10 protein-coding genes are annotated in these 12,594 nt (G+C 58.1%); 6 read left to right on the top strand and 4 right to left on the bottom strand.

What is annotated here, in order from left to right:
• Nucleotides 1-143 precede the first annotated feature (143 nt).
• Together BVL55_RS15765 and BVL55_RS15760 are read left to right on the top strand one after the other, a co-directional pair.
• A complete protein-coding gene (locus tag BVL55_RS15765) occupies nucleotides 144-1,265 on the top strand; it encodes an acyltransferase family protein (protein ID WP_244530542.1) in 1,122 nt (373 codons plus the stop codon).
• A gap of 204 nt (nucleotides 1,266-1,469) precedes the next feature.
• Complete coding sequence (locus tag BVL55_RS15760) at nucleotides 1,470-2,099, top strand: alpha/beta hydrolase (RefSeq protein ID WP_162841530.1); 630 nt, start codon at nucleotides 1,470-1,472, stop codon at nucleotides 2,097-2,099.
• Between the two features lie 4 nt (nucleotides 2,100-2,103).
• Here the strand turns inward: BVL55_RS15760 and BVL55_RS15755 are convergent, their stop codons facing one another.
• Complete coding sequence (locus tag BVL55_RS15755) at nucleotides 2,104-3,486, bottom strand: dipeptidase (RefSeq protein WP_075997691.1); 1,383 nt, start codon at nucleotides 3,484-3,486, stop codon at nucleotides 2,104-2,106.
• Between the two features lie 335 nt (nucleotides 3,487-3,821).
• On the opposite strand from BVL55_RS15755, the gene BVL55_RS15750 reads away from it, so the two are divergent.
• Nucleotides 3,822-4,289 carry an OsmC family protein gene (locus BVL55_RS15750; protein WP_075997690.1) on the top strand — a complete coding sequence of 156 codons (468 nt, stop codon included), beginning with the start codon at nucleotides 3,822-3,824 and terminating at the stop codon, nucleotides 4,287-4,289.
• Nucleotides 4,290-4,297: 8 nt separating this feature from the next.
• Here BVL55_RS15750 and BVL55_RS15745 read toward each other — a convergent pair whose 3' ends face one another.
• The gene (locus BVL55_RS15745; RefSeq protein ID WP_075997689.1) at nucleotides 4,298-4,891 is read right to left on the bottom strand and encodes a 2-hydroxychromene-2-carboxylate isomerase; all 594 of its coding nucleotides are present in this window, start codon (nucleotides 4,889-4,891) and stop codon (nucleotides 4,298-4,300) included.
• 125 nt (nucleotides 4,892-5,016) lie between these two features.
• Here BVL55_RS15745 and polA point away from each other — a divergent pair, with 125 nt between their 5' ends.
• The gene (gene polA, locus BVL55_RS15740) at nucleotides 5,017-7,929 is read left to right on the top strand and encodes a DNA polymerase I (protein WP_075998238.1); all 2,913 of its coding nucleotides are present in this window, start codon (nucleotides 5,017-5,019) and stop codon (nucleotides 7,927-7,929) included.
• A 36-nt stretch (nucleotides 7,930-7,965) separates the two neighbouring features.
• A complete protein-coding gene (locus BVL55_RS15735; protein ID WP_083649583.1) occupies nucleotides 7,966-8,454 on the top strand; it encodes a DUF427 domain-containing protein in 489 nt (162 codons plus the stop codon).
• Between the two features lie 20 nt (nucleotides 8,455-8,474).
• On the opposite strand, the gene BVL55_RS15730 is transcribed toward BVL55_RS15735, so the two are convergent.
• Nucleotides 8,475-9,860: a glutamine synthetase family protein gene (locus BVL55_RS15730; protein ID WP_075997688.1), complete on the bottom strand. Its 1,386-nt coding sequence runs from the start codon at nucleotides 9,858-9,860 to the stop codon at nucleotides 8,475-8,477.
• A 167-nt stretch (nucleotides 9,861-10,027) separates the two neighbouring features.
• Between BVL55_RS15730 and BVL55_RS15725 the strand changes: the two genes are divergently transcribed.
• Nucleotides 10,028-11,407, top strand: a complete 1,380-nt coding sequence (locus BVL55_RS15725) for an aspartate aminotransferase family protein (RefSeq protein WP_075997687.1) — start codon at nucleotides 10,028-10,030, stop codon at nucleotides 11,405-11,407.
• A gap of 21 nt (nucleotides 11,408-11,428) precedes the next feature.
• On the opposite strand, the gene dnaJ is transcribed toward BVL55_RS15725, so the two are convergent.
• Complete coding sequence (dnaJ, locus tag BVL55_RS15720) at nucleotides 11,429-12,565, bottom strand: molecular chaperone DnaJ (RefSeq protein WP_075997686.1); 1,137 nt, start codon at nucleotides 12,563-12,565, stop codon at nucleotides 11,429-11,431.
• Nucleotides 12,566-12,594 lie beyond the last annotated feature (29 nt).

The following is a 12,594-nucleotide window of genomic DNA, read 5'->3' as shown; positions in this document are numbered from 1 at the left end:
CAAAGCGCCCGAATTCGGGACAGATTGTTAAAATTTGAACAGTTCGGAAAAGAAATTCCCAATACTTCTGCAAAATAATGGCGCCAACCGTTCTGCCGGCTGCCGCAAACGCTGCAGGCTCCGGTGAATGCAAGGAGTCGCGCATGCATATGACATCGGCAACCGGCGTTGGCCCAGCGGCATTTTTCCGTCAAAAGACGCGGATTGACTGGGTAGATTACGCCAAGGGCATTTGCATCCTTCTTGTCGTCATGATGCATTCCACACTCGGTGTCGAAAAAGCTGCCGGTGATACCGGCTGGCTTGGCTATGTCGTCGAGTTCTCGCGGCCATTCCGCATGCCGGATTTCTTTCTGATTTCCGGCCTCTTTCTCGGGCTTGTCATCGACCGTCCCTGGCTGCGTTATTTCGACCGCAAGGTCGTTCATTTTCTGTACTTCTATGTGCTGTGGCTGACCATACAGTTCGCCTTCAAGGCGCCGGGCTGGATAGCAGAGGGCCTGTCGCCGGCTGAGCTTGCCGGCAGATACTTCCTTTCATTTGTCGAGCCATTCGGCACGCTGTGGTTCATCTACATGTTGCCGGTCTTCTTCATTGTGACGCGGCTGACAAAGCAACTGCCATGGTGGAGCGTTCTTGGCTTTGCAGCCCTTTTGGAGATTTTGCCGGTCCATACCGGCTGGCTGATGGTGGATGAATTCGCTGCCCGTTACGTCTATTTCCTGGCAGGTTATCTGTTTGCCGGAAGCATTTTTGCGCTTGCAGACCGGGTACGCCAGAACGGCGCTATCGCGCTTGCCCTGCTGGCAGTATGGGCACTTGTCAACGCACTGATCGTCTTTGCCCCGGTCGCGCCCAGTGTGCAGGCGGTGCTCGGCATTTCCAGTTACTCGAACCTGCCCATCGTTTCGCTCATGCTTGGCGGCATGGGGGCGCTTGCCATCATCTGTGGCTCGGTACTGCTTTCAAAACTCCCCTGGACCGGCTTTCTGGAATATCTCGGCCGCAATTCCATCGTTGTTTATCTGGCCTTTTTTCTTCCCATGGCAATCTCACGTGCCGTTCTGCTGAAATTTGCGCCCTTCCTGGATATCGGCTCGGTTTCCGCCTTGGTGATGCTGGCTGCCGCCAGCGGTCCGGTCCTGATCTATTGGGGCATCCAGTGGACGGGCCATGGCCGGTTCCTGTTCCATCGTCCTGCCTGGGCGTGGCTCGATCGAAGTTCTGCACCGCAAACCCGAGCCAGCTTGCGCCCGGCTGAATAACAACAGATAACCGGCGGCATGGCCCGCAAGCTCTTGTACATTGTTATGGGTATTGCCGCCGCCGGCTTGTGCCTGATCGGCGCAGCAACTGGCTTCTTGTATCTCAATCAGGACAGGATGATATTTCCTGCCCCACCGGTCAAACCAATGCCGGCGGAGTACCCATCGTTTCACCCATTGCACCTGGCGGCACAAGATGGAGAAATGCTCAATCTGGTTGAACATCCGGCAGAAGACGGTGAGGCCTGGGTGATCGTGTTTCACGGCAATGGCGGCGATGCGATCCAAATCCTGCCGGAGGCCTCCGCCTTCGAAAAAGCCGGCTTCGGCGTATTGGTTGCGGAGTATCGCGGCTATAACGGTTCGAGCGGATCACCTTCCCAGGAAGGATTGTACTCCGACGCGCTTTCAGCGTTTGATTACCTCGACGGGAAATCGGACAATCCGATCTTCCTGTATGGCCACTCACTGGGTACGGCGATGGCGATCCATGCCGCTGAAAACCGGCAGGCGGCGGCTGTTGTCCTGCTGTCGCCCTTCGATTCACTGCTTGCCGTTGCCCAAGGACGGTATCCGTTCCTGCCGGTCCGCTGCTTGCTGCGCCATCCCTTCCCATCGGTGGAGAAGATAAGCCGCGTTAGCGAGCCCATCGCGATCTTTCACGGCGATGCCGATCGTGTCGTGCCGTTCGACCATGGCCAAACCCTGCATCGCGGAGCAGGGAAGAACGCCACATTCACCCGGGTCAGGGGTGCCGGTCACAACGACCTTCTGCAACATGGCGTTGTTGAAAGGGCCGCCGCGTTCTTTCGTTCGAAGCTGACTGCACGATAGGCCGTCAGGCCAGGGCTTCCATGATCCTTGCCCAGGAGCGGGCACCCTTGTGAAAACTGGTCAAGTTGTATTTTTCGTTAGGCGAATGAATGCGGTCGTCATCCAGTCCGAAACCGACGAGCAGCGACTGCATTTTGAGTATCGACTGGAAATGCCCAACCACCGGAATCGAACCGCCCATGGCAGCCAGCACCGCAGGCCTGCCCCATTCCGATTTCAGTGCGCCCGCAGCCTTTTGAAGCTCCGGCATCCGGTAATCGAGCTGGATGGCGCCACTTGCCCCTTCGGGGGTGAAACTGGCCTTGCAGTCTGCGGGAAGGCTCTCTTTGACATATTTTCTGAAGGCGGAGACGACCTTCTTCGGATTTTGCTGCCCCACAAGGCGGAAGGAAACCTTGGCGCTTGCTTCGGCAGGGATGACTGTCTTGAAACCCTCCCCCGTATAGCCGCCGTAAATGCCGTTGATCTCGCAGGTCGGGCGCGACCAGATCATCTCCAGTACGCTGCGTCCCTTTTCACCTGCCGGGATTTTCAGGCCGATCTCGCCGAGAAACGACTTTTCGGAAAATTTCAGCTCAGACCACTGTTTCTTGATCGATTTTGGAAGGGCAGGCACGCCGTCGTAAAATCCAGGCAGGGTGATCTTGCCGTTTGTGTCCCGAAGGCCGGCCAGGATTTCGACGAGGACATGAATTGGGTTGCGGGCCGCCGAACCATACATGCCGGAGTGCAGGTCGCGGTCGGCAGCATGAATGGTAACCTCCTCGCCGACGAGGCCACGCAGCGCCGTCGTGATTGACGGCGTTTTTTCGTCCCACATGCCAGTATCGCAAACCAGTGCCACATCGGCCTTCAGCTCGTTCTTGTAGTCTTTGAGGAAAGGAATGAGGGATGGAGAACCCGACTCCTCTTCGCCCTCGAACAATATGGTGACGTTCAGGGGCAGATTGCCGGTTTCCGTCTTCCATGCCCGGCAGGCCTCGACAAAGGTCATGAGCTGCCCCTTGTCATCTGCCGTTCCGCGGCCAATGATCTGCTTTGCGCCGCCTTTTCCCTTGATGATTTTGGGTTCGAACGGTGGATTGTCCCACAGGCTCAGGGGGTCAACCGGCTGTACGTCATAATGGCCGTAAAACAGGACCGTCGGTGCGCCTTTCGCCTTGTGATGCTTGGCGACCACCATGGGATGCCCCGGTGTCTTGACCGATTTTGCGGAAAACCCGATCGATTTGAGATCCCTGACCAGCCAGGCAGCCGCATCGGCACAATGTTTGCGATAGGCAGGGTCCGTGGATATGCTTTCAATGCGAAGCAGATCGAACAGCCGGTCGGTCGCCGGTTCAAGATCATGGTCAATACGATCGAGTACATTCTGCAAGGATGACATAAAACCTCCAACTTGCCGCTGTGAAAACGCAGCAGGACACTGCCCCGGCATAAAAATCCGTACAAGGGCATAGCGGCGACAGAATACTGGTTTATGGAAGAAACTGGCCCAGGGCTGCGCCGCCTGCGGCGGGTGGGAAAAGCGGCCACAGCCCTGGCCTGGTTCGCGATACCCGGGTTTGGAGCCGGGCTGCGATCAATGCGGAACGCGGGGGACGGGCGTTCCGGCAAGGCCAATCAACCACTGGCCCGTGACAGAAATGTGAACACTCTGGGAGCGTTTCAAGTGCCTGTGGAAAACTATTCGCGACCGGGCGGGGTGACTGGGGAGAGACGATGAAAAGCGTGCATGATTATACCACCACGATCCGATGGACCGGCAATCGCGGAGAGGGCACCCGGGCCTATAAGGGGTATGAGCGCAACTGGAACCTTGAAGGAGAAGGCAAGCCGGTCATTTCCTGTTCCAACGATCCTCTGCTGGGCGGCAATGCTGAAAAATACAATCCAGAAGACCTGCTGCTGGCAGCCGTCGCTTCCTGCCACATGCTGTGGTTCCTTCATCTGGCCAGCAATCTGGGGATCGTCATTGAAAGCTATGAAGACAATCCCGTTGCGAAAGGCGAAATGGAACCTTCGGGCAAGGGCCGGTTTGTCTCCTGCACGCTGCGCCCTGTGATTACGGTTTCAGAGGGCAATCTCGATGAGGCCTATGCGATTCATGAACGCATCCATGAGTTCTGTTTTATCGCCCGGTCCGTCGCATTTCCGATTGATATCCAGGCCGACATCCAGCGAACATAAGCGGGCACTTACCCCGTTTCGGCCAGTGCTTCAGCGACAAAGTCGAGCCTGTCCTGTCCCCAGAACATTTTTTCACCAACGAAAAAGGTCGGCGCGCCAAATGCTCCGCGAGCTGCCAGCTGTTCGTTGATGTCAAACACCTGCTGCTTGACGGCGGGATCCTGAACGGCAGCGGCAAAATCCTGTGCATCGATGCCCGCTTCCTGGGCAATTTCCGCAATCACCTGCGTATCGGTGATATCGCGGTCATCGGCCCACATGGCCTGATAAAATCCATTGCCCAAATCCTTGAATTCGGGCTTGTCCTGCCAGGCGATCAGGCCGCGCATGGCCGTAAGGGACGACATGGGAAACCGGCTGTTCATTCGAAAGGGTACGCCATAGCGCCGGGCCCAGGCCGAAAGGTCCTCAAACAGCCACTTGCCCTTGTTGGGAACCGTGATGGGGCTGGAGCTGCCGGCCGTCTTGAAAAGGCCGGGAAGAAAGAACGGGCGATAAAGAATTTCAGCGCCGGTTCGGGAAGCAAACTCCGGCATCTGCGTCCAGGCGAGGTAGCTCGCCGGACTGACGATATCAAAATAAAACTCAACCTGTTTGGGCATCCTTGCAGCCCCCCTTTGCAAAGTGTCAGCAGTGCCGTTCCATCGGGTTTGCCAGCCTTGCATTTCCCATTGGGCTGGGCAATCGTGCCGGCGGACAATTCCTGTTCGCGAGCGAGAACCAGCCAATGAAATCGGGTGATCACCTCTTTCTGGTCGACGGGTCGGCCTATATTTTTCGTGCCTATCACGCCCTGCCGCCGCTCACCCGAAAATCGGATGGCTTGCCGGTGGGGGCTGTTTCCGGGTTCTGCAACATGCTGTGGAAGCTGTTGCAGGAAGCGCGCGATACATCGGTTGGCGTGGTGCCGACGCATTTTGCCGTGATTTTCGATTATTCGTCGAAGACCTTTCGAAACGAGATATTTCCTGAATACAAGGCAAACCGTTCCGAACCGCCGGAAGACCTGCGGCCTCAGTTCGGTCTGATCCGGGAGGCAACGCGCGCCTTCAACCTGCCCTGTATCGAGACCGAGGGCTATGAGGCCGACGACCTGATTGCCACTTATGCAAAGGAGGCGACCAGGGCGGGGGGTGATGTGACCATTATTTCCTCCGACAAGGATTTGATGCAACTCATCGGCCCAAACGTCTCAATGTATGATTCCATGAAGGACCGGCAGATGGGTGTGCCGGAAGTGATCGAGAAATGGGGCGTACCACCGGAGAAGATGATCGACCTGCAGGCGCTGTCAGGGGATTCCACCGACAACATTCCCGGCGTTCCAGGGATCGGACCGAAAACGGCAGCGCAACTGCTGGAGGAGTATGGCGATCTGGAAACCCTGCTCGCACGGGCCGGCGAAATAAAACAGAACAAGCGGCGCGAGAACCTTATCGAGCATGCCGACCTTGCCCGCATCTCCAAGAAGCTGGTCACGCTGGTGGACGATGTACCGCTGGAAGTGCCGCTGGACGCGCTGGTGCTGGAAGCAACCGATGGGCCGAAACTGGTCGCCTTTCTCAAAGCGATGGAATTTACCACGCTGACGCGAAAAGTCGGTGAGGTCACCGAAACCGACCTTGCAGCGGTCGAGCCGGCGGCCGTGACCTCGGATATCTGGGAGGAAATGCGCGGTCCCGATTCCGATGGCAGCGGAAAGGCCGGAACGGGTGGAGCCGGAGAAAGCGGCGGTACATGGACGCCCCAGGGCCTGGTACAGGCCAGGGCAGAAGCCGCCATTGCCGGCGAGTTTGATGCTTCCGTCTACGAAACAGTCCGTACGAAAGACGCGCTGAACGGTTGGGTTGAAGCTGCAAGGGAGGGCGGGTTTGTTGCCGTTGATACCGAAACCACATCGCTTGATCCCATGCAGGCAGAACTGGTTGGTATCTCGCTGGCGACCGCTCCGGGCAAGGCCTGCTACATTCCGCTTGCCCATACCGAGGGAAGCGGTGACCTTCTGGGCGGCGGCCGCAGCGAAGGGCAGCTTGAGGAGACAGATGCCCTGCGCCTGCTCAAGCCAATGCTGGAAGACAGCGCGATCCTGAAAATCGGCCAGAACATGAAATATGACTGGCTGATTTTTGCCGAGCGCAACATTGAGCTGACGCCCTTTGACGATACCATGCTGCTGTCCTACGTGCTGGATGCGGGCCGCGGCGGCCACGGCATGGACGATCTCGCCAGACGCTGGCTTGGGCATGAATGCATCACCTACAAGTCGCTGACCGGCACAGGCAAATCGAAGATAACCTTCGAACAGGTGGACATTGCCAAGGCCACTGAATATGCCGCCGAGGATGCGGACGTTACCTTGAGGCTGTGGCAGGTATTGAAACCACGGCTTGCCGCCGAGGGCCTTGCAAGCGTCTATGAGCGGCTTGAGCGGCCGCTTGCCGATGTGCTGGCACGCATGGAGCAGCGGGGCATTTCCGTCGACCGGCAAATTCTCTCCCGTCTGTCCGGGGAACTGGGGCAGGCAGCAGCCAGCGTTGAACAGGAAATTTACGAACTTGCGGGCGAGACCTTCAATATCGGTTCGCCCAAGCAATTGGGTGATATTCTATTTGGAAAGCTCAACCTGCCCGGCGCCAGCAAGACGAAAACCGGTCAGTGGTCAACTTCCGCCCAGGTGCTGGACGACCTTGCCGCCGAGGGCCATGAACTGCCACGCAAGATTGTCGGCTGGCGGCAGCTTACCAAGCTGAAATCGACCTATACCGATGCCTTGCCGGATTACATCAATCCGCGCACCGGCCGGGTCCACACTTCCTATGCGATGGCTTCAACGTCGACCGGGCGGCTCTCTTCTTCCGAGCCGAACCTGCAGAACATCCCGATCAGAACCGAGGAAGGACGACGGATCAGGACGGCCTTTGTTGCAGAGCAGGGCAACAAGCTGGTCTCCGCCGATTATTCACAGATCGAACTGCGCGTGCTTGCCCACATCGCGGATATCCCGCAATTGCGCCAGGCCTTCGCCGACGGTCTCGATATCCACGCGATGACGGCTTCGGAAATGTTCAACGTGCCGGTTGAAGGCATGGACCCGATGGTCCGGCGGCGGGCGAAGGCCATCAATTTCGGCATTATCTACGGCATATCCGCCTTCGGCCTTGCCAACCAGCTCGGCATCGAACGCTCGGAGGCCAGCGATTACATCAAGAAGTATTTCGAGCGCTTTCCTGGCATCAAGGACTATATGGAGGAGACGAAGCGAAACTGCCGCGAGCATGGTTATGTGGAGACGATCTTCGGGCGGCGCGCGCACTATCCGGAGATCAAGGCTTCCAATCCGCAGATGCGGGCCTTCAACGAACGTGCGGCCATCAACGCACCGATCCAGGGTTCGGCAGCAGATATCATCCGGCGTGCCATGATCCGCATGGATGCGGCCATCGAGGAGGCGGGCCTGTCGGCCCGCATGCTGTTGCAGGTGCATGATGAACTGATTTTCGAAATGCCGGAAAGCGAGGTAGAGGCCTGTCTGCCGGTCATTTGCAAGGTGATGGAAGACGCACCTTTTCCGGCTCTGGAGCTCAAAGTACCGCTGCAGGTGGATGCCAAAGCCGCCGATAACTGGGATGAGGCGCACTGAACTTCCCTTTTTGCAAACAGAAAGCTGCACCGCGTTGTGAACACAGCTTACCACGCAGCGCTTGCCAATCCGGCCGTTTACCAGCATCATGCCGGCTGGCTTGAGGCGCAATGGTGCACCGGAGGAGTCGGCTGCATGTTTCCCGAGACAAACCCGGCACCGGGTTTCAAATCACACCCCGAACATCAGGTGACGACCCGTCTTCACCGGGGGAAGGTTTGCGTTCATGCCGATGGAAAGCCGGTTGCCGAAACACGGTTTGCGGTTGTGGTTGAGGAGACCAATCACGCACCGGCCTATTATATTCCGTTCGACGACATCAACGAACAGCTTTTGACACCGTCAAACCATGTCACGCGCTGCCCGTTCAAGGGCAAGGCGCGCTACTGGAACCTGAAGATCGGCGAGCACGAAATCGACAACGCCGTATGGGCCTATGAAACGCCTTATGACGAAGTGCTGGAACTTGCCGGTCTTGCCGCGTTTTTTCCCAACAAGGTAACAATCGAGGTTTCGGCGGACTGACCTGTTTGACCTCGTGCGGCTTACAGATAGGTCGAGCGCTCCAGCGGGGTGATCTCGTTCATGAATTCGGTGAACTCGACCTTCTTCACTTCCGCGTAGATGCGCTGTAATTCCCTGCCCAGAATATCGGCGATAAAGTCCGACTTCTCGAAATCCTCAATCGCATCGTCCATGTCATCGGAAAGCGTCGGCAATTTCATTTTGTAGGCACTGCCCTCGATGGGATCCGGTGGTGCCTTACCCTCTTCAAGGCCCTTGAGCATGCCGCCCAGGACTGCAGCCAGAACAAAATAGGGATTTGCATCGGCGCCAGACAGGCGATGCTCAAGCCGGTTGGCTGCCGGTTCGGAGGCAGGAACGCGAACGGCAACCGACCGGTTGTTTCTGCCCCAGGCGATGCGGGTTGGTGCATAGGAACCGGGTTGAAGGCGGCGATATCCGTTGAAACCGGGAATAAAGATCAGTAATGCGTCCCGCATGGTTCCAAGCAGGCCGGCCGCTGCATGGGCCAGGCGTTCCTCGCCCTTTTCATCGGAAAAGATGTTACTGCCATCGCGATCCAGCAGGCTGGCATGGACATGCATGCCGTTGCCCGGCCATTCCAAAAACGGCTTGGCCATGAAGGTTGCACGCAGACCGTGCTTGTTCGAGCATTCGGCGATGAGGCGGCGCAGCAGCACCGTGTCGTCGGCGGCGGCCAGCGGATTGTCCCGGTGCTTCAGGTTGACCTCGAACTGGCCGGGGGCCGCTTCCTTGATGATGGTATCGATCGGGAGTCCCATGGCGATGGCGCCGGCGCGGATATCGGCAAAGAGTTCGCTTTGGCCGGAAAGTTCAGAAAGGGAGTACATGTTTTGCGGTTCCGGTCCGAAGGCACCGTGGGCCCGGTCCCGGTCGCGCATCATCTTGCCCGTAGACTGGAAGGTAGCGGGATCGACCAGATAAAACTCCAGCTCGAAGGCAACCACCGGCGTCAGACCTGCATCTTTCATGCGGTCGACGACACGCTGGAGCGCATTGCGCGGATCGGCATGAAACGGCACGCCCTTGTCGTCCAGCATCGACATGAGAACCTGCGCGGTGGGGCGCTCCGCCCAGTTTACCCTTGAGATGCGATTGTCCACCGCGAGGCAGAACCCGTCCCTGTCTCCGGTATCGATGTGAAGGCCGGTTGCCTCCACCTCGCGGCCCCAGATATCCAGCCCGAATATGGACATCGGCAGATTGATGCCCGGATGGCTGACCTTTTTCAGCGCTTCGGCAGGCGCCCATTTTCCGCGCATAACGCCATTGATGTCGGCAATCAGCAGATCAACAGATTCAATATCGGGATTTTCGAGGAGAAAGGATTCGCCAGCGCTGACCGGTTCTGCCGGAGCAGTGGATTGTTTTTCATTGTGATTCATGGTGATGCAATCTGCTGTGGCACTTCGTGCCGCCGGGCTGTTTTGCGGCCTTGATCAAGCCTTGAACCAGATCGGTACAAGCCATGTGCCCAGCCTGTTTCCTCCTTGCCGACAACCCGGATTTGTGATCTCCATCCGGTAGGTAACAATTGTGCAAGGATTCCATCATGAACGTCAATCTTTCCACAGCCGATCTGCGCCAAAAAGATGCAGCACACCATTTCCACCCCTTCACCGACCACAAGACACTGGGGCTGGATGAGCGCCGGGTCATGGTGCGAGCGGACGGCGTGTGGATGTGGGATTCCGACGGCAACCGGATCATGGACGGGATGGCCGGGCTGTGGTGTGTCAATGTCGGCCACGGCCGCCAGGAAATCATCGAGGCGGTGCGCTCCCAGATGAGCGAGCTTTCCTACTACAACACCTTTTTCAAGACCACGACACTGCCGGCGATCGAACTGGCGGAGATGCTTGCCGAAATCACTCCGCCACAGTTCAAGATGAGCTTTTTCGGCGGATCGGGATCGGACGGCAACGACACGGTTGTACGCATGGTGCGCACCTACTGGCAGATGCTGGGAAAGCCGGAGAAGAAGATCATCCTTTCCCGCGTCAATGCCTATCACGGTTCGACGGTCGCGGCGGCAGCGCTTGGCGGCATGGCCGGCATGCATGCCCAGGGTGGTGTTATCGGCGATATCGATCACGCATCCCAGCCCTTCTGGTTCGGCGAAGGGCAGGACATGACGCCAGAAGAGTTCGGACTTCAGGCAGCCCGCTCGCTGGAAGCGAAGATCGATGAACTGGGCGAGGAAAACATCGCCGCCTTCATCGCCGAGCCTATCCAGGGCGCGGGCGGCGTCATCGTGCCACCAGACAGTTACTGGCCGGAGATCAAGCGCATTCTCGATGAACGCGATATCCTTTTCATTTCCGATGAGGTAATCTGCGGGTTCGGGCGCACCGGAAGCTGGTTTGGTTGCCAGACCTATGGCACCGAGCCGGACATGATGACCATGGCGAAGGGACTGTCATCGGGATATCTGCCGATCGGCGCCGTTTCCATATCCGACAAGATCGCCGACGTCTTCCACACCGTTGGCGGGGAGTTTTTCCACGGATACACCTATTCCGGCCACCCGGCCTGTTGTGCGGCGGCCATCGCCAATCTGAAGATCATGCAGCGCGAGAAACTGGTCGAGCGCTGTGCCAGCGACATCGGGCCCTATCTTCAGGAGCACTGGAAAAAGCTCGGTGAACATCCCCTGGTGGGAGAGGCCGTCATGGTCGGGCTGATGGGTGCGATAGAACTTGTTCCCGACAAGTCCGAGCCGAAAAAACGGTTCGAGCCTGGAGGGGAGGTTGGCAATATCGCGCGCGATCATTCGTTCAAGAATGGTTTGGTGATGCGGGCGGTCCGCGACCGGCTGATCATCTGTCCGCCGCTGACACTCACCCACGCGGAAGCCGACGAACTGGCCGCCATGGCTACAAAGTCCCTCGACGACACGTTAGATGATCTGAAGAAGCAGGGGCGGATCTGACGGCACCGGCACGACCGAAATTCAGTCAGCCAGCCCGTCGAGAAAGTTCTTCATTCGCGAGAAAAACCCGGAGGATTCGGGGTTGTTCTTCTCGGAGGAAATTGCTTCGAATTCCTCCAGCAGCTCGCGCTGGCGGCGCGTGAGATGCTGCGGCGTTTCGGTCACCACTTGAATGTAGAGATCGCCGATCCCGGTTGAACGCATGACCGGCATGCCCTTGCCTTTCAGGCGAAACTGTTTTCCGGTCTGGGTTCCTTCAGGCACTTTGACGCGCGATTTGCCGCCGTCGAGGGTTGCGACTTCAAACTGGCCGCCAAGGGCAGCCGTGGTCATGGATACCGGAATCCGGCAGAACAGGTCGGCCCCGTCGCGCTGAAAGAACTCATGCGGCTTGATGGTAACAAATATGTAGAGGTCCCCGGGCGGACCGCCGCGGGCACCGGCCTCCCCCTCGCCACCGAGGCGGATGCGCACCCCGTCCTCGATACCGGCCGGTATGTTGACCGACAGGGAACGCTCGCGGGTTATCCGGCCCTGGCCTGAACAGGTTTCGCAGGGATCGGAAATGACCTCTCCACGGCCCTGGCATTGCGGACAGGTGCGTTCGATGGAAAAGAAGCCGGACGCAGCACGGACCCGGCCCGAACCCGAACAGGTTGCGCAGGTTTTCGGACTTGAGCCCGGCTTGGAACCCGAACCGGAACACGTTTCGCAGGTTACCGCAGTGGGAACGGAGATATCCGCCGTCTTGCCCTCATAGGCTTCTTCCAGCGTAATTTCCATATTGTAGCGAAGGTCAGCACCGCGGCCCCGGCCGCCGGCGCCACGCCGCCCCCGGCCGCCCATCATCTCGCCGAAAAGATCCTCGAAGATGTCGGAAAACCCGCCGCCACCGAAGCCGCCGGCTCCACCGCCAAACCCGCCGCCGCCATTTTCAAAGGCGGCATGGCCGAACTGATCATAGGCGGCCCGTTTCTGCGGGTCGCGCAATACATCATAGGCTTCGTTGATTTCCTTGAAACGGGCTTCAGCCAGCTTGTCGTCGGGATTGCGATCAGGATGATATTTCATCGCCATTTTGCGGAAGGCGCTTTTCAGCTCCTTCTCGTCGACGGACCGGTCTACCCCCAGCAGCTCGTAATAGTCGGTCTTGGACATGGTCTAACCTGCCACCAAACGGCGAATTT

Origin of the sequence: Salaquimonas pukyongi, from assembly GCF_001953055.1 — a bacterium.
GTDB lineage: Bacteria > Pseudomonadota > Alphaproteobacteria > Rhizobiales > Rhizobiaceae > Salaquimonas > Salaquimonas pukyongi.
Note: the sequence above shows the minus strand (reverse complement) of the source record. Positions and strands in the feature narration are given on the sequence as shown.